Source organism: Reyranella sp. CPCC 100927, assembly GCF_007859315.1.
Taxonomy (GTDB): Bacteria; Pseudomonadota; Alphaproteobacteria; order Reyranellales; family Reyranellaceae; genus Vineibacter.
This window is the reverse complement of the sequence record NZ_VOHA01000001.1, coordinates 1,233,698-1,252,670: the sequence shown is the minus strand read 5'-3', so window position 1 is coordinate 1,252,670 and position 18,973 is coordinate 1,233,698. Positions and strand designations below refer to the sequence as shown.

Here is an 18,973-nt window from a genome sequence, read left to right as displayed (position 1 = left end):
CGACTAAGGCCTCGGCGCGGCGGCGCGGCGCAGGCGGTCGTTGATCGCCAGGCCCAGACCATGGTCGGGGATCGGCGCCACGGCGATGCCCCGCAGATCCGGCCGGTCGAGTGTGCGCAGCATGGCGAACAGATTGGCGGCCGCCTCGCCCATGTCGCCGGCAGGGCTGAGATTCAGGGTCAGCGCCGCGCCACCCGGTACATCAGGGCCAAACGCCAGAAGGGCTTCGTCGTCCGCGACCGACAGGGCATCGAGCCGCACCGGAAGCGCCGGCGCATAGTGGCTCTCCAACTGGCCAGGCGCATGCAAGGCGCCGGGCGTACCGACAGCGGGCGCCCGCGCGAGGGGACCGATCACCGCCTCGATCGCTTCGCGTGTCGCGCCACCGGGCCGCAGCAGGGTGGGCTGCGCCGCCGTGAGATCGATCACGGTCGACTCGACACCGACCGGGCACCGCCCGCCATCGAGCACCAGGGCGACGCCGGCACCCAGGGACTGCACGACATGCGCAGCCTGGGTCGGACTCACCATGCCGGAGCGATTGGCGCTGGGCGCCGCGACAGGTCGGCCGACCGCGCGCAGCAGCGCCTGCGCCACCGGATGCGACGGTGAGCGTACGGCCAGCGTATCGAGGCCGGCACTGCACAGCAGCGATACCGCGCAGTCGGCGCGACGCGACAGGACGAGAGTCAATGGCCCCGGCCAGAAGCGCTGCGCCAACACCTCGGCGACATCAGTCCAGACGACGTGCTGCGCGGCCGCCGCCGCATCGGGAACGTGCGCAATCAGCGGATTGAACTGTGGCCGGCCCTTGGCCTGGAAAATACCGGCCACGGCCCGGTCGTTGGTGGCGTCGCCCCCCAGCCCATAGACGGTCTCGGTGGGGAGCGCGACCAGCGCACCGGTTCGGATCAGGTCGGCGGCCCGCGCGATGGCGTCGTCCGTCGGCGCGACGATGTCGAGCCTTAATCCCATCACATCCCGCCGCGGGCGATGAACCACGGGTTCTTGAACCCCTGCTTGCCGTAGGTCAGCGGCGTGCCGTCCTCACGCCGCACGCTGCCGCCGGCGGCCTCGAGCACGGCCTGGCCGGCCGCGGTATCCCATTCGTTGGTCGGCGCGAAGCGCGGGTAGAGGTCGGCCTCGCCGGCCGCGATCAGGCAGAACTTCAGCGACGAGCCCGCGATCTTGCGTTCGGCGGCCGTGATGCCCTCGCGCTCGAGCCAGATGTCGAGGTCGCTGTACTTGCCGTGCGTACGACTGGTGTAGACCGTGACCCCGGCCGCCGGCACGTCCCGCACGCGGATGCGCCGCGCCACGCCATCGACCGTGACCTCCTCGGCCAAACCCTCGCGCGCGGTTCCCGGCGCGATGCCGCGCCACAGCCGGTTGATGGTCGGCGCGAGCACCACGCCCAGAACCAGCCGACCACGCTCGACCAGGGCGATGTTCACCGTGAACTCGCCGTTGCGCCGCAGGAACTCCTTGGTGCCATCGAGCGGATCGACGAGCCAGAACGGCCGCCCGTCGACGACCGGCACGCGGCCAGCGGCGACCTCCTCCTCGGCCACCACGGGCACGTCAGGCGTCAGGCGGCTCAGCCCGGCCAGAATCACCGCCTCGGCGGCATGATCGGCGTCGGTCACCGGTGACTGATCGGGCTTGGCGCGCTGTCCCTGATCGGCGCGGGCATAGATCTCCATGATCGCCACACCGGCATCGCGCGCCAGGTCACACAGCGGCGCCAGCAAGGTATCTGGTGCCGGCAGAACAAGCGACGACGGCGGTGCGGAAGACGATGACTCGGACACGCGGTGGTCTTTCGATAGGGGCCAAAAGCGCGGCCGTTATAGCCCAGACGGCCCGCTTCGCCACCCCACTCACCGATAGGGTCTGCTGCCCGGTGTGTGATAGCCTTCACAGGCGATGGCGCGACCGCCATATCCTCGGATCGACCTTCCCCACCGTGGCGGCGACAGCCTGCTCTTCTGCGCGGTCTTCGTCGCGCTCGCCCTCGGCACGCCGTTCTTCGCGCCGCCTTACGTCAGCGCCTGGGGCGTGGCGGCGCTGGTTGCGATCTGGATCGCGGCGGCCTGGCTCTGCTGTCCGAGACGCCCGTTCGTCGAAATCGACACTGCCGGTCGTACGGCGCACATCGGGGTCACGACGCTGATTTTTCGCCGGCGCCGACGTTCGATCGCCATCCGCGGCACGATCACCGTTCGGACCGATCTTCTTCCCAGGGAAACCACGCCCTGCTTCGCCTTGCATCTGGGCGAAGCCGCCGACTGGCCCGATACACTTGTGGCTGTCGCGGAACCGTCGTCGGCGACCGCAATGGAGGGCCCTGTGAGCGATGTGGCCGACCTGGAGCGGGTCGCTCTATGGCTGTCCAGAATGACCACCTTGGTCGCACAGCGTGACGGTTACGTCGTCACGGGCGATCGCTGGCGCGCCATCAAAGGACATCTCGGGCCGCTGTCGGATACCGCGCCGCCACCGGCCGGGCCCCCGCTCCACATGCCGCCATCGTCATGACATCCGTCTCGCTGCGTGCCCCATCCGCGATGCGGTACAACACGCCATGACACGCACCACGGTCGGCCCGCTGGGCATCCTGTCGGCCATCCCCGAGGAGTTCGCACACCTCGACGAAGCCGCCGGCGAGACGCAATGCATTGGCGCGCTACGCTTCACGCACGGCGTTATCGCCTCGCGGCCGGCCGTGTTCGTCGAATGCGGTATCGGCAAGGTGAACGCAGCCATCGCAGCCACCCTGCTGCTGACCCGCTTCGAGTGCCGCGCCCTGCTGTTCTGCGGCGTCGCGGGTGGGCTCGACCCCAGCTACGGTGTCGGTGACGTCGTGATCGCGACGCGGAACCTGCAGCATGACTACGGCATGCTGATTGCCGGCACGATCCACACTTCGCAGCCTGGCGTGCCGGTGCGGCCTGGCCTGGACCGCACGCCAGGCTACGAACTGCCACAACACCTGGCCGCTGCCCTCGCCGCTGCGGTCAGCGACATGCGGTTGCCGCCGCTGCCGGCTGCCGTGACCGGCGATATCGGGCGCTCGCCGCGCGTGGCCCTGGGCACGATCCTGTCGGGCGACACCTTCCTGAACTGCGAGACCACGCGCGTGCGCCTGCACACCACATTCGACGCCGCCGCTGTCGAGATGGAAGGCGGCGCCGTGGCCCAGGTCTGCCATCGTCTCGGCGATGTTCCCTTCATCAACGTGCGGTGCCTGAGCGATCTTGCCGGCGCTTCCAGCCACCTCGACTTCCGCACCTTCCTGCCGGTGGCGGCGCAGCTGGCCGCCGCCGTGACCCGCCGGGCAGCGGCGGTCGTCTAGAGCGCGTTTCGCTCGAATGGGATCGCGCTGTCATCCCGAGCGTAGCGAGGGATCTTTCGATGCAGGCGCACCCGTGCGTCACATACAGAAGATCCCTCGCTGCGTTCGGGATGACAGCTGGATCACTGACGCGTGATTCCGGGTCCTAGGCGGCCATGCCAAGGATCGTGCGCCGGGCCCTCTCCAGCCCTTCCGACTGAATCTCCTTGGCCAACGCGCGCAGCATGTCGCGATCGGCGTCGGTCTTGACGGCGATTGAGAACTCGCAGTGCGTCACGACATGGCCATAGCGATCGCAGAGCTTGCGGGCGACCTTGTCGTAGGTGGCGATCGTCACGAACTGCTCGAGAATATCGTCCGTGATGTGTTGCGGCATTTCCTCCCAGCGCTGGGCGCGCGACAGCAATTTCAGCCGATCCGCCAGATCGCCAAGACCAAGATGATCGAACGCGGCGCGGTATTGCGGCGTCGAGGCATAGAACGCAATGCGGGCCCGGGTGTCGCGGATCTTGGGCACAAGCTCCGCCTCGGTGGCGGCAGCGGCCACCAGCGGCTTCATGCAGACCTGGAAATCATCCAACGCACGATTGGCCTTGGCAGCCCCGGCGCGCACCGCCGGCAGCATCACCTGCTCAATGTAGGACGGCGTGCACACGGGATGGGGCCGGATACCGTCACCGACTTCGCCCGCCACCTGGCACATGACGGCATTCACCGCCGCCAGATGAATGGGAATCGCCGGATGCGCGATGGGGCCGGGATTGAAGAGCGGCACCATCAGGTTGATGGTGTAGTGTGGACCGGCCACGTCCAGCGGCGTGCCGTTCTGCCAGCAGTCCCAGACCGCGCGCACGGCGCGTATATATTCCCGCATCCATGGCCCGGCCGGCGACCACGCCATGCCATACCGGCGCTCGATATGAGCCTTCACCTGTGTGCCCAGGCCCAGGGTAAAGCGTCCGCCGGACAGCTTCTGAATGGTCCAGGCGCTGAGGGCCGTGATCGTCGGGCTCCGCGGAAAGGCGATGGCGACCGAGGTGCCGAGTTTCAACCGACGTGTCGCCTGCGCCGCCAACGCCATGATGACAAAGGGATCGTCCTTGGTTTCTTCGACGACCAGGCCCTCGTATCCCAGGTCCTCCAGCAGACTGGCATCGGCGCCGACGGTTTGCAGGTCCAGCGGTATCTCGGGCGCACGCAGGCCAGGATCCACTTTGCCCAGAGGGAGAAGCGTCTCGAGCAGCACGCGTTTTCTCCGTTGCGAGGGTCATGAGACAAACGCCGGTATCACCTTAAGTCCATGATCGCACATCGGTGAATGGTTTCTGTCAGTCTTTGGCGCCATGATCGCATCTGAAAACAGGGGGAGGTCCACATGCGCTTCGCATCGGTGTTGGCTGCGGCTGCTCTTGCGGTGCTGTCGCCGCCCGCGCTGGCTCAAAACGCCAGCTACACATGGACCGGCTTCGGCAAGAGCGGTGGCGTTGGCGGCAGCAGCAACTGCCCCGGCTACAAGATGAAGATCGACGTCACCGTGACCGGCACCGACATCAAAGGCCTGTTCCAGCAGGAAGGCCGCCCGCAGCGCCATTTCGAAGCAACGGCCGACGCCACCGGCGTCTTCAGAACCAAGGCAAAAGTCGACGGCGGCAGCATGGACGTCAAAGGCACGATCAACGCGACGACAGCCACCGTGCTACTCGACGGGTACTGTAAGTTCGACGCGAAACTGAAAAAGATCTAGCCCGCGACCGACGCGGATGCCGCAGGTACGCGCAAGCATCCATGGTTGTATGATGATCAATCATACAACCATATAATCTGACAATATCCTGACAAATCATCGCCTTGCCTCTGCCCCTGTTGCGTGGTCGACTCTTCCTTGCCGCCCCCTCGGCGGTGACTCCGAGAAGAGAGGTTACGCAATGTCCGTACGGTCTCGCCTGCTCGCCGCCATCATGATCGGTGCGCTTGCCGCCACGCCGGCACCGCTCTTCGCACAGACGACACCTCAGCCATCCACGACGACGCCAGCGCCCGCACCGCCGCCCACCGGCAAACCGGCCGCCCCGACGCCGGCGCCCGCCGGTAAGTCGGCCACGCCCGCGCCGGCACCCGCCGGCAAATCGGCCGACAAGCCTGCCGAGCTGATCGACATCAACACCGCGACCAAGGAGCAGTTGATGACGCTCAAGGGCGTCGGCGATGCCCGCAGCGATGCGATCATCAAGGGCCGGCCCTATCGCGCCAAGAATGATCTGGTGACCAAGAAGATCGTCCCGCAGGCGGTCTACAACGACATCAAGGACAGCATCATCGCCCATCAGGCCGCCGCGCCGGCTGCCAAGCCGACGACCCCGACGACCGCACCGGCACCGGCGACAAAGAAATAACGCCTGCCCTTCACCTCCCCCCGGACTGCCGATCGGCGGCGCTTGACGCCGGCTGCAGGCGGCCTACGGTGCGCACCAGCATCGGCAGCCCGGGCGGAGGACCTCACCATGCGTATGCTTCACACCATGTTGCGCGTCGGCAACATGCAGCGGTCGGTCGACTTCTACACCAAGGTCATGGACATGACGCTGCTGCGCACGACCGATCGGCCGGAGCAGAAATATTCGCTCGCCTTCGTCGGTTACGGACTGGAGAGCGAGCAGGCTGTCATCGAGCTCACATACAACTACGGCGTCGACAAGTACGACCTGGGTGGCGGCTATGGTCACATCGCCATCGAGGTTCCCGACGCTGCCGGTGCCTGCGAGCGCATCCGTACGTCAGGCGGCAAGGTCACGCGCGAGGCGGGTCCCGTAAAAGGCGGCTCCACGGTGATCGCGTTCGTCGAAGACCCCGATGGCTACAAGATCGAGCTGATCGAGCGCAAGCAGGCGGCCTAGTACCTGGAATCGCGGGTCACTGATACAGCCGTCATCCCGAGCGGAGCGAGGGATCTTCTGCAAGTGACGCACGGGTGCGTCTGCATTGAAAGATCCCTCGCTGCGCTCGGGATGACAGTCCCTAGGCTCTTGCCCGCACGGGCGGAAGACGGAACAACGACGGGAGATCGCCATGGCGCTGCTTGACGGCAAGGTCGCCATCATCACCGGCGCCACAAGCGGCATCGGGCGCCGGACGGCCGAGATTTTCGTCGCCCAGGGCGCCAAGGTCGTGGTCACCGGCCGCCGGGCCGAGCTTGGCAAAGCGCTGGAGGCGGAACTGGGTAGCGACCAGTGCCTGTTCCTGCGTGGCGACATGGCCGAGGAGGCCGACGTCAAGGCGATGATCGATGCCTGCCTGGCGAAATGGGGGCGCATCGATTGCCTGTTCAACAATGCCGGCGGACCGGCGCCCACCGGCGGCATCGACACGATTCCTGTCGCCGGATTCGACGCGGCGATGGCCAACCTCGTGCGTTCGGTGATGCTGGGCATGAAGCATGCCGCGCCGGTGATGATGCGCCAGAAGAGCGGCAGCATCATCAACAACGGCAGCGTGGCCGCGTCGCGCACGGGGCTCAGCAGTTCGATGATCTACAGCGCCGCCAAGGCCGCCGTGGTGCATCTGACGCGTTGCGTCGCCATGCAGCTGGGTGAGCATCATGTCAGGGTCAACGCGATCTCACCCGGCGGCATCGCCACCGGCATCCTGGCCAAGGCACTGGGCCTGCCGGTGGAGCAGGCCGAACAGACCACCGACATGATGAAGGCCAACTTCGTCAAGAACCAGCCGATCCCGCGCGCCGGCCTGACCGACGACATCGCCAACGCCGCGCTGTGGCTGGCCTCCGACCTGTCGACCTTCGTCAACGGGCACGACCTGGTGGTCGACGGCGGACAGATCGGCGGACGGCTCTACAGCCCGCACCAGGAAGCATTGAAGGCGACCCGCCAAGCGCTGGGGATCGACCAGTAGGCAGTGAAGTCCCTCAGGCCAGGATGCTGGTCAGGCCGCCGTCGACCACCAGCGAATGGCCGGTGATATAGGCGCCGGCATCGGATGCCAGCAACAGAAGTGCGCCGCGCAGGTCTGCCGATGTACCCCAACGCTGCGCCGCCGTGCGCGTTTCCAGCATGGTGCTGAATTCCCGGTTCTCCTGCAGGGCGACGTTGAGCTCGGTGCGGATATAGCCCGGCGACAGGCAGTTCACGGTGATCGCCGGTCCCAGTTCGGCCGCCAGCGTCTTGGTCAGCCCGATCAACCCGTGCTTGGCGGCGACGTAACCGCCGACCGTGGCGCGTCCCAGAACGCCCATCACCGACGCGATGTTGACAATGCGTCCATAACGTTGCGCCAGCATGTGACGGCCGACAGCGCGCGACAGCATGAAGGCTGCTGTGAGGTCGGTGTCGACCACGCGCCGCCAGTCCTCCGTCGTCGTCTCGACCACCGGCGTGCGGTAGAGGATGCCGGCATTGTTGACCAGAACGTCGATGCGACCGTGGCGCGCGATGATGTCGGCGACGGCCGTCGTGAGCGCCGCCTCGTCCGTGACGTCGAAAGCCACCGCGTCGGCAGTGCCGCCATCGGCGACGATACCGTCGACGGCGGCGCGCAGCGTGGCCTGGGTGCGGGCGACGCACACCACGGTGGCACCGGCACCGGCCAGCGTCTTCGCGAAGTCGAGCCCCAGGCCGCGCGACGCACCGGTCACCACGGCAACGCGGCCGTTCATCGAGAAAAGATCAGGCATCGATACCTCTTCCTGCGTCCGCTACCCGTTTTCAATCCGCCACGCCGGCGAGATGTCGGCCGGCAATGTAGCCGAACGTCATCGCCGGACCGATGGTGATGCCGGCGCCGGGATAGGTGCCGCCCATGACGCTCGCCATGTCATTGCCAACGGCATGCAAACCCGTGATCGGCCGTCCGGTCGCATCGAGCACCCGGGTCAGCGGGTCGGTGCGCAGGCCGGCGAAGGTCCCGATGTCGCCCGGCACCAGGCGCACAGCGTAGTAAGGCGGTGTCGCGATGGGCGCGATGCAGGGGTTGGGCGCGTGCCCCGCGGCACCGTTGAAGCGCTGGTAGGCATCGCCGCCTTTACCGAATTCGGGATCCTCACCCTTCGCCGCGTGCTGGTTGAATGTCGCGACGGTATCGACGAGGCCCCGCGCATCGACACCCAGTCGCTGCGCCAAGGCGTCGATGGAGTCGGCGCGGGTGATGTATCCGGACCTGACATGGGGTCCCAGCCGCGCCGGCGCCGGGCCTACCGCCCCCAACCCGTAACGACGGATACCGGCGTGGTCGCACAGCAGAAAGCATTCGACCACGGGATCGTCGCGACAGGCCTCGATCATGGCTGGCACGAAATCATGGTACGACTTGGCCTCGTTGGCGAAACGCCGCCCGCGGCGATCGACCGCGATGTAGCCCGGCTTGCCGCGATCGATGAAATGCGGGAACGGCACGGTGCCGCCGTCGGATTGCGGCACCAGCGACACCGGTGTCCATGCCGCCGGATGGTGCGGATCGTCGACGAATGCCGCGCCGACCTGCTGCGCCAGCCGGATGCCGTCGCCGGCGTTGCCGGCGGGCGCCAGCCGCTCGTGGTTCTTGCCGGCCGCCAGGTGCGGATAGGTCCGCCGCCGCAGTTCATCGCTGGCGGGAAAGCCGCCACACGCCAGCACCACGCCGCGGCGCGCCACAACGTCGACCTCCCGGCCGTTGCGACGCACGCGGGCGCCGGTAATGGCGCCATCGACATCATGCAGCTTCACCACCGGCGACTCGAGCCACAGCGGGATCTGTTGCTCGAACGCCGTCTTGGCCAGGCGTGCCACCAGCGCATTGCCGTTGGCGACCCGCGTGCCGCGCGGCCAGCGCAGCCGCTGCAGCGCGTACTTCGCGACAATGCCGCCGACATGCGCAACGGACCGCACGGAGCGGGTCAGGTTGAACAGATGCGGGATGTCGTCACGGCCCACCATCATGCCGCCCAGGATCATCATGGTCGCAATCGGCGGCCGCAGTTTCAGGAACATGTCGCCCAGCACGGTGCCGTCGAACGGCTCGGGCAACAGCGATCGACCGCCCTGCGATCCGCCCGGCTGATCGGGGTGGTAGTCGGCCCATGTCGTCTGCAGCAGATAGCGGACATGACTGTGGCGCTCGAAGAACGCGAGCATCGCGGCGCCATGGTCGATGAACGCCTCGGCCTTGGCACGATCGAGCCGGTTGCCGATTTCATGCTCCAGGTAGGTGAGCGCCTCGGCCCGAGAATCGGCGATGCCGAGCTTGCGCGCGTGCTCGTTGCAGGGAATCCAGATCACGCCGGCGGAAAAGGCGGTCGTACCGCCAAACAGCGGCTCCTTCTCGACCATGATCACGTCCAGCCCGTGATGCGCCGCAGTGATTGCCGTTGCAAACCCCGCCGCCCCCGATCCTGCGATCAGCACGTCGCATTCGATCCGTTCATCCATCACCCAGCTTTCCTCTTGCAGCGTTCCTCGACATTCGATTGCCGCCGACACTCAAGCGGACCACCGTAAACAACGCAAGCCATGGCCCCGGGATTCGCGGAAAGCGGCCGCCATTATGCCGGGCGTAATTGCTGGCTGCCCAGGCGCGGCCTACGTGATGAGGGCCAGCAACGCACAACCACAGGAGATGAGGTCATGTCCTACATTCGCTCCCATCCCGCGACCGACGGCCCGCTCTATCAGTCGGTCATCGATACGGCTGCCGATCCGCCGCGAACGACCGCCGTGGTCGAGGCCGTGCCGCAGCCCGCGGACGCCGCACCGCTATCCCTATGGCAGGCGATCGCCAGTACCCTGCGAACCTGGCAGGCACGGCGCCGGGCGCGGTGTGACCTGGCCCAGGTCGATGCCCGCAGCTTGCGCGAACTGGGCTTCTCGCCCGAGCTCGTCGCCTACGAGTTGCGGCGTCCCTTCTGGCGTCCGCTGCGCGATTGGCGGTCCTGATGCAGGGCCGGCGTTTTCATCACAGGGCCGGCGCGTGCGCCGCATGGCGCAGCGCACGCGCACGGTAGGAATCGTCGTGCCGCCTGCGCTAGGGTGACGCCACCTGACGCAGGAGGAAAGCATGGCGGGACAGAAGGGCAAGGTCGCAATCGTCACGGGGTCGGCCACGGGGCTGGGCGCCGCGGCGGCGGTGCAATTGGCGGATCTCGGCTGGAACATCGTCGTCAACTACACGCGCAGCAAGAAGGAAGCCGACGAAACGATGGCTGCGGTGACGGCCAAGGGTGTCGACGCCATCCTGGTCCAGGCCGATGTCGGCGACGATGCCGCCTGCCGCAAGCTGATCGAGCAGGCGATGGCCAAATGGGGCCGCATCGACGGCGTGATCAACAACGCCGGCACCACCACACCCAAGGCCCAGCAGATGGGCGATCTCGACGGCGTGACAGCCGAGGATTTCGAACGCATCAACCGCGTGAACGTCGTCGGACCGTACCAGATGAGCCGCGCCGTGTTCCCGGTGATGAAAAAGCAGTGGGAGGAGAAGGGCGATCGCGGTTCGATCGTCAACATCTCGTCGATCGCCGGCGTCATGGGCGTCGGCTCGTCGATTCCCTACATGTGCTCCAAGGGCGCGCTCAACACCCTGACCTTGGCGCTGGCGCGATGGCTGGCCCCGGCCGTACGCGTCAACACGGTGTGCCCCGGTTTCATCCAGTCGCGCTGGCTGCAAGGCACGATGGGCGCCGAAGGCTACGCGCTCGCCAAGGCACAGCAGGAGACGTCGACACCGCTGCGCCAGGCTGGCACGACGGACCAGATGGCCGAAACGGCCGTGTTCTTCCTCACCAGCGCCAGCAACGTCACCGGCGAATTCATGATCGTCGATGCCGGCATGCACCTGGGCGCCGTGCCGATGCGCGGGCGGTAGCGCCAATTTCCCTCTCCGCCCGCGACAGCGGGGGGAGAGGGAGGGGCCCATGCCGAAGGCATGGGAGGGTGAGGTGGGTGTCAGGAACGCACAAGTCGTGAGCCGGGAACGCACCGAACGCGCTCGACGCCTGCGCCGAGATTCAACTGACGCCGAGCGAGCGCTGTGGCGATTGCTTCGATCACGCGCCATCGGCTTCAAGTTTAGACGCCAGCATCCCGTTGGCCACTACTTCGCCGACTTCGCGTGTGTCGAGCGCAAACTCGTCATCGAGCTCGATGGTGGCCAACACGACGAACAACGCGCACGGGACGAGCGCAGGACGGCTGACCTTGAAGGGATGGGCTGGCGTGTTGTGCGATTCTGGAACGAGGAAATGCTGACGAATGCAGATGGCGTGTGGCAGCGCTTGGAGATTGCTTTACGAAAAGCACGGGGTTGAGGCACCCACCTCACCCTCCCATCACGCTTCGCGTGACGGGCCCCTCCCTCTCCCCCCACTGCGTGGGCGGAGAGGGTACTTAAGGCAGTTCGTGGCCGCGGCCGATATTGATGACGATCTGACTGAGCTGCGGTTTGCGTTCGAGCAGCGCGCGACGATAGGCGACAAGGCCGTCGAGCAGCGCGCCCTTTCGATCGAGGATGCGGTCGGCCATTTCGACGACGCGGGTGTTGGGCCAGGCGTGCGGGCGTATGTCGAGCAGCTTCAGGAAGGCCTCGGTTTCGCGGCCGGGATTGAACTGTGCCATCAGCACGGCCGCCGCGGCCGTGGACCGCGAGATGCCGGCGTGGCAATGCACCAGCAGATGGCGCGCCCGCGCGCCGGCGGCGTGCACGCGCTCGCCGAACGACAGGATCCGCTCGACGTCGGCAACACTGCAGGCGATGAAGCCCGGATACTCCGCCACGACATCGTCGAAATGCAGCAGCTCACGATCGACGCCATCGAGCGCGTTCAGTGACTCGGGCACCGGGTGGCGCGCATCGAGCAGCGACAGCAGGTGCGTGACGTCGCCGTTGCACAGACCGGGCAGTTCACCCAGGCCGCAGATGGTCACCTTGTAGGGCGTCAGAGATAAATTGCTGTCGGGCATGGACCGTGTCGCGATGGATGGCATCACGCAGGCATAACGTCGCCTCGACGGCCTGTCCACTTGGGTCGGCGGTAAAGAAAACGCCCGCTGCGTTGCCGCGCGGGCGTGGTAGTTGGGGGTGACGTCGACGAGGGCCCGTTGGGGTAGGCCGATCATCGCGCACCCGACGTTTCGCATTGGCAGCTGACGTCTGCCTGACGCCTCCGGTGACAAAAAGCGGGCAGATTTCGGCACTTACGCGCATTTTTCCACACCGCAGTGCGGCTGCGCATCGGTGTCAGACCAGGACGCGCGCCATGTTCAGACCGAGCCCCAGCAGCACCACCAGGAACATCTTGCGGAACATCTCCGGGGAGATCGCAACGCGCAGCTTCTGGCCCAGCCAGACTCCGAGCATGGTCGGAATGGTGGCCAAGGCGGCGCCCGCCAGATTGCCCTTGTTGAGCGCGCCGACATCCCACAACGCGATCGTGATCGCCGATGTAAAGATCACGAACAGGATGCCCAGCGCCTGGACCAGCTCATCCTTGTGGATGTCCAGTGACTGCATATAAGGCAGGAACGGCACGGCGGCGATACCGGTCATGCCGCCGATCACGCCACTGACGGCGCCGCACAGTGGATTGGCCCACGGCTCGCTGCGTCGTGGGACGTGCGGCCGCCACGCCGTCAGCGCCATGATCGAGAACAGGATCAGCAACACGCCCACCCAGCCGGCGGATGTCGAGGATCCCAGTGACTTCAAGCCGCGCGCGGCGATCAGGACACCCAGCGCCATCATCACGCCCATCAGCCAGAAGCGATGCAACATGGCGCGAAAATGGCCGCCGTAGACGGCCTGCCAGACATTGGTGGCCAGTGTCGGCACCGTCATCAACGCCAGCGCCTCGGGCAACGGCAGTGCCAGTGTCATCAACGCAATCGCCGTCGGCGGCAACCCCATGCCGGCAGCGCCCTTGACGAGGCCTGCGACGATAAAAGCGACGCCGACCACGACGATGTAGGTGAAATCGACGGTCACGTCCCGGAGCCTGTTTCGTTCTTCGAGCAGCCGCGTGCGTCCATTCGGAACAGGCTCTAGATCGTCACGACGATGGCACCGCGCTTGCCGACCACCAGGGTGTGCTCGTACTGAGCCGTCATGATCCCGGGCGCGGTGGCCAGGGTCCAACCGTCGGCTTGCTCCTCCGCCATCTCGGCGCCGGTCGAGAGGAAAGGCTCGATGGTGAAGACCAGGCCCTCCGTCATCAGGCGACGGTCGTCGCGTTCGTAGTAGCTCGGGATGAAACCGGGCGACTCGTCGTGCAGGCTCAGCCCCACGCCGTGGCTGCCCAGATTGCGGATGATCGTGTAGCCGTCCTCGCGCGCGGTGCGCTCGATGGTGTGACCGATCATGTTCAGCCGCCGGCCGGGACGCACGGTCTGGATCGCCCGGTTGAGGGCCTTGCGCGTGCTGCGGCACAGCCGCTCCTGCGCCTGATGCGCCGGCGGCACCACGAAGCTGGCGCCGGTGTCGGCGAAGATGCCGTCACGTTCGGCCGAAACGTCGATGTTCACCATGTCGCCCGGCGCGATGCGCGTCTCGTCCGGTATGCCGTGGGCAACCGCATGGTTGACGCTGATGCAGGTAGCACCGGGAAAATCATAGACCAGGCTGGGCGCCGGACGGCAGCCGTCGCGCTCCAGCGCGGCGCGACCGATATCGTCGAGTTCCCGGGTCGTCATGCCGGGTTCCAGGCGGCTGCCCATCAGGCGGCAGACGGCGGCCACGATGGCACCGACGCGACGCAGGCGTTCAAGCTGTTCTTCGGTCTCGATGGTCATGCCGCCTCCGGGAACACCTGCTTCACGAAGCGCGGATAACTCTCGCCGATTTCCCGCGCAATGCGGGTACGCATGAGCGTCAACGTGGCTGCGTCCGGCGACATCGTCTCGGGCACTATCGCGGGACACTCGAAGTCGAAGCCGGTGTTGTCGCGCACTTCCTCGACCGAGTGGCCGGGGTGCACGCTCTGCAGCCGAAAGCCCGGGCGCTGCCTGTCGAAAGTGAACCAGCACAAATTCGTCAGCAGGCCGATCGGCCCGCCCGGCCGGAAGACGCCGTCATCGCGCGGACCGGCGGCGCTGATGAAATCGACCTTGGGCACCATGACGCGCCGCGAGTGTTCTTCGCGGAACAGGATCACGCGCGGCACGAGATGATAGAGGTAGGCCGAGCCGAATGAACCCGGCCAGCGCACCGACGTCTGCGGATACGCGCCGCCCGCCCCCACCAGGTTGATGTTGGCATGACCGTCGATCTGGCCGCCGCCCAGGAAGAAGGCATCGACGCGGCCTTGGGCAGCCATGTCGAACAACTCCACACCACCGTTGGTCATGCTGTTGAACCGCGTGCTGCCCAGCACGGTGATGAACGTGCGTGCCTCGGCCTGTGCCCGGTACAGCAGCGCGCCGGCACCAGGAATCGGCGATGATGCCCCCACCGCCACATGCCGGCATCCCTGGAGCAGTCGTGAGATGGTGAAGATCAGCAGTTCCTGACGCGAGATCGGCTGGGTCATGTGTGTTCTGCCACAAGCACGGCCGGCATCCCTATTCCGCCGCCCGGCGCGGATGAACGAAGTCGTCGAGATAGCGCGCGAAACCATCTGCCGTGCGGGCCATCTCGCAATACTGCCGGACATGCGTTTCGTCGACGGCGTAGCGATCCCACAGATTGAGCGGCCATGCCCCGCGCTGGGCGACCGCGACGCTGCCAACATAGAGCGCCGGCAGCGCACCGGCGGCGGTCTCCTCGCTGGCCATCAGGTCAAGGTCTTCGCGCACCTCCTCGACGGTGACGAGGGTCGTGCGCGCCGCCTGTGCCATGGTCACCAGCTCGCGACGGCGGCCGATGAAGACGTTGCCGTCGGCATCGGCATACGGCGCGTGGAAGATCGCGATGTCGGGATTGAGCGCCGGCAGCAGAACGATCGGGTCCGGTCCCTGACTGAACGGATTTTCGATCACCTGCCAGTCCGTCCGCTTCTCCAGCAGGTCGCTGCCGATGATGCCACGCAGTGGCATGAAGGGAATGCCCTTCTGGCCGGCCTGCAGCGCAGCATGTATGGCCGGACACGTGGCGTCCTTGATCGCGATGTGGCCATTCTTCAGTGCATCGAGGAACCGTACGGCCGTACCATATTCGCCGAGCGTCACCGCCGACGTCTCGACCGTCTTCACGCAGCCGGCGCCGATCAGCATCTCGCCCTGCAGGCCCATGACGGGCACGCCCACCAGGTGCAAGTCGCGCGCACCGGTGCGGATCAGCGCCCGAGTCAACTCCATGGCCACGCCGGAATAGTCAGCCGGAATCGCCACCATGGCGCCGTGGGGCACCAGGCGCGCCAGCGAATCGACCGTCGGTTTAAGCCAGTCTTGGTCAGCCATGGGAATCCTCCCGACACTGCGTGCAGTGTGGCCACGCCGTTACGGGCGCGCAAGGATATGTGGCGTGGCCGCGGACATGGCCGGCATGACGGAAAGCAACTCTCACGATCACGGCCGATCTGTATCGTATCGCAGCGCGACGGGAGGAGAGAACATGAAGGTCGGGTTCATCGGCGTGGGCAGCATGGGTGGCCCCATGTGCCGCAACATCATCCGCAAGAGCGGCGAAGAGGTGATCGTGTTCGATCTCAACGCCGAGGCTGTGAAGACATGCACGACGCTGGGCGCCAAGGCCGCCGCCAGCATCGCGGCACTGGCCGCGGATGCCGACGTCATCATGACGTCGCTGCCGATGCCCAGGGATGTCGAGGCGGTCGCGCTGGGACCCGGCGGCATCGCCGAGAACGCGCGCCAGGGCACGGTCTATTTCGATCTCAGCACCAATGCGCCCAGCGTGGTGCGCCGCATCGCCCAGCAGCTCGCCGCCAGGGGCATCACCATGCTCGATGCACCGGTCAGCGGCGGCGTTGCCGGCGCCGAGAAGGCCACCATCGCCATCATGGTCGGCGGCGACAAGGCGGCGTTCGACGCCCACCAGCCGCTCTTGAAGTCGTTCGGCGCCAACGTCTTCCACATGGGCGACCTCGGCACCGGCACGGTCGCCAAACTGGTCAACAACATGATGGCGTTCTGCAACATGGCGTCGGCCGCCGAAGGCCTGATGCTGGGCGCCATGGCCGGCATCGACGTGCGCAAGCTCGACGACGTGATCCGCAACAGCAGCGGCAACAGCAACGCCTACCGGCTGATGGCCGAGCGTGTGATGAAAGGCGAGTTCAAACCCTCCTTCGCGCTCGATCTCGCCTACAAGGACACGCACCTGGCGCTGGAGCTGGCCGACGAGCTGGGCGCGCCGACGCCCCAGGCCGCGCAAGCGCATAACCTGATGCGGCTGGCGCGCGGCATGGGATTCGGCCAATCCGACACCAGCTCGATGATGCGCGTTTACGAAACGGCGCTGAAACGCGAGGTCCGCAGCGGCTGATCCGGCGTCAGGCGCGGGTGCGTGATCGCACAGCGGCGCGAACTGATCGCGGCGCCGGGACCACGCGATAGGCACAGCGCCGTGCGCCGGACAGCAGATGCTCGGTCCGGCTCACCGTGGCGTCCTCGCCGAGAACGGCGGTGAAAATGCCGAGCTCCGAGCGGCAGAGGCCCTGGCAGGTGCGGGCCGCGACACAGATCGGGCAGTGATTCTCGACCAGCGTGAAGCTGCCGTCGGCCTCGCGCCTGTAGTCGGCCATGTAGCCTTCCTGTGTCCGCAGCCGGGCCAGGGCCCTGACCTTGTCGGCCAATGTCGGCAGCCCGGCCAGCCGCTGGCGATAGCTCGCCAGGGTCGCCGCCTCACGATGGGCGATCAGGCGATCAAGCCCGTCGCGGCCGAAGATGCTCGATACGGCGTCCAGCACCTCGACGGTAAGGCCGGCATGGTTGTCGGGAAACCGGGCATGGCCTCTCTCGGTCAGAGACCAATAGCGCCGCGGCCGGCCGACGCCTTCACGCCGGTCTTCGTGTTCGACCAATCGCTGCGACGCCAGTCCGTCGAGATGCTGTCGCACCGCGGCGGCCGTGATCTCGAGACGACGGGCCAGCGTCGCCGCCGTCTGCGCACCAGCCGCCTTGAGGCCATAGAGCAATCGGTCCGTCGTGCGATCCGTCATCGCTTTCGCGCTCCGGTCGATATTTAACAAGAAATTGCTTGTCAAATCCACTCCATATAATAAGTATCTCCTTTCTAAAATGGGAGGAAGCGTCGTGGAACGCGCGATCGAAGATCGCTGGCGGCATCTGCTGACCCGCAACCTCGCGCCGGCAACCGCCACCGTGTGCCTGGGCGACGCGCTGCACGCGCTCAATGTCTTCATCACGACCACGACGATGCCGTCGGTCGTGGTCGAGCTGGGTGGCGTTAGCATCATCGGCTGGGCCTCGACGGTGTTCCTGGTTGCTGCCATCGTCGGCGGTGCCTCGGCGGGCTTCCTCAAGCAGCGACTGGGTGCGCGACCGGCTTTGATCGGCGCCGCCGCCGTCTTCACCATGGGCACGCTGTGCATCAGCCTGGCGCCGTCGATGGCGAGCGTACTGGTCGGCCGCGCCCTGCAGGGTGCCGGCGACGGCGTCATCATCGCGGCGTGCTATGCACTGGTGGCCGAACTTTTTCCGGCACGGCTGGTGCCCAAGATGTTCGGGTTGCTGGCGATCATCTGGGCGATCGCGGCCTTCGGCGGACCGCTGCTGGCCGGCCTGCTGACGGAGACCACGTCATGGCGCGTGGCCTATCTGGTCAACCTCCTATTGGCCCTGACGTTTGCCGGCCTCGTCGCCATCGTCGTGCCGCGCACAACGCGCAGCACCGCCCCTGTCGTCGTGCCGTTCGGCCGCCTGGCTGCAATCGCAGGCGGCATCATGCTGGTGGCGGTCGCCGGTATCACCGGCGCGCTGGCGGCGACCGTCACCCTGATCGTGGCGGCGCTGGGCGTGCTGATCGGTGTATTCGTCGTTGATCGCTCCAGCCCCAACAAGCTGTTCCCGAGCGACGCCTTCTCGCCACGCTCGATCGTCGGCACGACCTTGTGGGTCGTCCTGCTGATGCCGTTGGCACAGGCCTGTACCACTGTGTACCTGCCGCTGTTTCTGCAGCATCTATGGGGACACGGCCCGACAGTGGCGGGTTCGTTCACCGCCATCACGGCGCTGTCCTGGAGCGGCGCCGCCATGATCGTGGCCAACATCAAGGCTGCGGACCTGGCCCGCATCACCATCCGTCTGGGACCTATCCTGGTGGCCGTGGGCCTCGCCGGTGCTTCTCTCGCCCTGCCGCTGATGCAGCACTGGCTGCTGGCGCTATGCCAGGTGATGATCGGTGCCGGATTCGGCGTCAGCTGGGCCTTCCTCAATCAGGCCGTGATGACCAACGCTCGGCCCGGCGAAACCGACACCGCATCCGGCCTGGTGCCCACGACCCAATCTGCCGGCTACGCCATCGGTGCGGCGCTGTTCGGGCTCGTCGCCCAGTCGGCGGGCTTATCCGACGCGCTCGATCCGGCGACCATCGCCCATGCCAGCCGATGGCTCTTCGGGATCGCGGCCGCGTTCGCCTTGACCGCCGTGGTGTTCGGGTTCGCCGTTCGCTTGCGGCCGGCCGACGCCAGAGCGTAGCGACGTCCGCCACACCGTCCGGTGG

The 18,973-nt window shown here is 66.6% G+C and carries 22 protein-coding genes; 11 read left to right on the top strand and 11 right to left on the bottom strand.

Translation table 11 applies throughout. The features are described from left to right. Window positions 1-3: 3 nt before the first annotated feature. Window positions 4-975 carry an L-threonylcarbamoyladenylate synthase gene (locus FQU96_RS05740; protein ID WP_146539842.1) on the bottom strand — a complete coding sequence of 324 codons (972 nt, stop codon included), beginning with the start codon at window positions 973-975 and terminating at the stop codon, window positions 4-6. Further along, a complete protein-coding gene (cysQ, locus tag FQU96_RS05735; protein ID WP_146539989.1) occupies window positions 975-1,769 on the bottom strand; it encodes a 3'(2'),5'-bisphosphate nucleotidase CysQ in 795 nt (264 codons plus the stop codon). Before cysQ ends, FQU96_RS05740 begins: the two co-directional genes overlap by 1 nt. Before the next feature lie 157 nt (window positions 1,770-1,926). On the opposite strand from cysQ, the gene FQU96_RS05730 reads away from it, so the two are divergent. Beyond that, the gene (locus FQU96_RS05730) at window positions 1,927-2,538 is read left to right on the top strand and encodes a hypothetical protein (RefSeq protein ID WP_146539841.1); all 612 of its coding nucleotides are present in this window, start codon (window positions 1,927-1,929) and stop codon (window positions 2,536-2,538) included. Between the two features lie 46 nt (window positions 2,539-2,584). Next, window positions 2,585-3,355: a 5'-methylthioadenosine/adenosylhomocysteine nucleosidase gene (locus FQU96_RS05725; RefSeq protein WP_146539840.1), complete on the top strand. Its 771-nt coding sequence runs from the start codon at window positions 2,585-2,587 to the stop codon at window positions 3,353-3,355. A gap of 145 nt (window positions 3,356-3,500) precedes the next feature. Here FQU96_RS05725 and FQU96_RS05720 read toward each other — a convergent pair whose 3' ends face one another. Next, complete coding sequence (locus FQU96_RS05720; protein WP_146539839.1) at window positions 3,501-4,601, bottom strand: TIGR03617 family F420-dependent LLM class oxidoreductase; 1,101 nt, start codon at window positions 4,599-4,601, stop codon at window positions 3,501-3,503. A gap of 129 nt (window positions 4,602-4,730) precedes the next feature. On the opposite strand from FQU96_RS05720, the gene FQU96_RS05715 reads away from it, so the two are divergent. The 4 genes from FQU96_RS05715 to FQU96_RS05700 all read left to right on the top strand — a co-directional run bounded on the left by FQU96_RS05715 (window position 4,731) and on the right by FQU96_RS05700 (window position 7,264). Next, window positions 4,731-5,099, top strand: a complete 369-nt coding sequence (locus tag FQU96_RS05715) for a hypothetical protein (RefSeq protein WP_146539838.1) — start codon at window positions 4,731-4,733, stop codon at window positions 5,097-5,099. A gap of 181 nt (window positions 5,100-5,280) precedes the next feature. Beyond that, on the top strand, window positions 5,281-5,748 hold the full coding sequence (locus FQU96_RS05710) for a helix-hairpin-helix domain-containing protein (RefSeq protein WP_146539837.1): 468 nt from the start codon (window positions 5,281-5,283) through the stop codon (window positions 5,746-5,748). Window positions 5,749-5,856: 108 nt separating this feature from the next. Further along, complete coding sequence (gene gloA, locus FQU96_RS05705; RefSeq protein ID WP_146539836.1) at window positions 5,857-6,249, top strand: lactoylglutathione lyase; 393 nt, start codon at window positions 5,857-5,859, stop codon at window positions 6,247-6,249. A gap of 172 nt (window positions 6,250-6,421) precedes the next feature. Further along, window positions 6,422-7,264, top strand: coding sequence for an SDR family NAD(P)-dependent oxidoreductase (locus tag FQU96_RS05700; RefSeq protein ID WP_146539835.1), 843 nt, complete (start codon window positions 6,422-6,424; stop codon window positions 7,262-7,264). 13 nt (window positions 7,265-7,277) lie between these two features. Here FQU96_RS05700 and FQU96_RS05695 read toward each other — a convergent pair whose 3' ends face one another. Both FQU96_RS05695 and FQU96_RS05690 read right to left on the bottom strand, forming a co-directional pair. After that, entirely contained in the window at window positions 7,278-8,042 is a 765-nt protein-coding gene (locus FQU96_RS05695) for an SDR family NAD(P)-dependent oxidoreductase (RefSeq protein WP_146539834.1), read from the bottom strand. A 31-nt stretch (window positions 8,043-8,073) separates the two neighbouring features. Further along, entirely contained in the window at window positions 8,074-9,771 is a 1,698-nt protein-coding gene (locus FQU96_RS05690) for an FAD-dependent oxidoreductase (protein WP_146539833.1), read from the bottom strand. A gap of 195 nt (window positions 9,772-9,966) precedes the next feature. Here FQU96_RS05690 and FQU96_RS05685 point away from each other — a divergent pair, with 195 nt between their 5' ends. The 3 genes from FQU96_RS05685 to FQU96_RS05675 all read left to right on the top strand — a co-directional run bounded on the left by FQU96_RS05685 (window position 9,967) and on the right by FQU96_RS05675 (window position 11,648). Next, window positions 9,967-10,275, top strand: coding sequence for a DUF1127 domain-containing protein (locus FQU96_RS05685; RefSeq protein WP_218574603.1), 309 nt, complete (start codon window positions 9,967-9,969; stop codon window positions 10,273-10,275). A 121-nt stretch (window positions 10,276-10,396) separates the two neighbouring features. Next, the gene (locus tag FQU96_RS05680; protein WP_146539832.1) at window positions 10,397-11,206 is read left to right on the top strand and encodes an SDR family NAD(P)-dependent oxidoreductase; all 810 of its coding nucleotides are present in this window, start codon (window positions 10,397-10,399) and stop codon (window positions 11,204-11,206) included. Between the two features lie 49 nt (window positions 11,207-11,255). After that, a complete protein-coding gene (locus tag FQU96_RS05675; protein ID WP_146539831.1) occupies window positions 11,256-11,648 on the top strand; it encodes an endonuclease domain-containing protein in 393 nt (130 codons plus the stop codon). Between the two features lie 79 nt (window positions 11,649-11,727). On the opposite strand, the gene FQU96_RS05670 is transcribed toward FQU96_RS05675, so the two are convergent. The 5 genes from FQU96_RS05670 to FQU96_RS05650 form a co-directional block, all read right to left on the bottom strand. Beyond that, on the bottom strand, window positions 11,728-12,300 hold the full coding sequence (locus FQU96_RS05670; protein WP_178130321.1) for a tyrosine phosphatase family protein: 573 nt from the start codon (window positions 12,298-12,300) through the stop codon (window positions 11,728-11,730). Window positions 12,301-12,577: 277 nt separating this feature from the next. Next, window positions 12,578-13,321, bottom strand: a complete 744-nt coding sequence (locus tag FQU96_RS05665) for a sulfite exporter TauE/SafE family protein (RefSeq protein ID WP_146539829.1) — start codon at window positions 13,319-13,321, stop codon at window positions 12,578-12,580. A 56-nt stretch (window positions 13,322-13,377) separates the two neighbouring features. Beyond that, window positions 13,378-14,124: a type I methionyl aminopeptidase gene (gene map / locus FQU96_RS05660; protein ID WP_146539828.1), complete on the bottom strand. Its 747-nt coding sequence runs from the start codon at window positions 14,122-14,124 to the stop codon at window positions 13,378-13,380. Then, on the bottom strand, window positions 14,121-14,861 hold the full coding sequence (locus FQU96_RS05655) for a CoA-transferase (RefSeq protein WP_146539827.1): 741 nt from the start codon (window positions 14,859-14,861) through the stop codon (window positions 14,121-14,123). The genes map and FQU96_RS05655 overlap by 4 nt, the downstream gene beginning before the upstream one ends. A gap of 31 nt (window positions 14,862-14,892) precedes the next feature. Beyond that, complete coding sequence (locus FQU96_RS05650) at window positions 14,893-15,729, bottom strand: CoA transferase subunit A (protein ID WP_146539826.1); 837 nt, start codon at window positions 15,727-15,729, stop codon at window positions 14,893-14,895. A gap of 154 nt (window positions 15,730-15,883) precedes the next feature. Here FQU96_RS05650 and FQU96_RS05645 point away from each other — a divergent pair, with 154 nt between their 5' ends. Beyond that, entirely contained in the window at window positions 15,884-16,774 is an 891-nt protein-coding gene (locus FQU96_RS05645) for an NAD(P)-dependent oxidoreductase (RefSeq protein ID WP_178130320.1), read from the top strand. 7 nt (window positions 16,775-16,781) lie between these two features. Here FQU96_RS05645 and FQU96_RS05640 read toward each other — a convergent pair whose 3' ends face one another. Continuing rightward, complete coding sequence (locus tag FQU96_RS05640) at window positions 16,782-17,450, bottom strand: metalloregulator ArsR/SmtB family transcription factor (protein WP_146539824.1); 669 nt, start codon at window positions 17,448-17,450, stop codon at window positions 16,782-16,784. A 94-nt stretch (window positions 17,451-17,544) separates the two neighbouring features. Between FQU96_RS05640 and FQU96_RS05635 the strand changes: the two genes are divergently transcribed. Further along, entirely contained in the window at window positions 17,545-18,948 is a 1,404-nt protein-coding gene (locus tag FQU96_RS05635) for an MFS transporter (RefSeq protein ID WP_255467861.1), read from the top strand. Window positions 18,949-18,973: the final 25 nt, after the last annotated feature.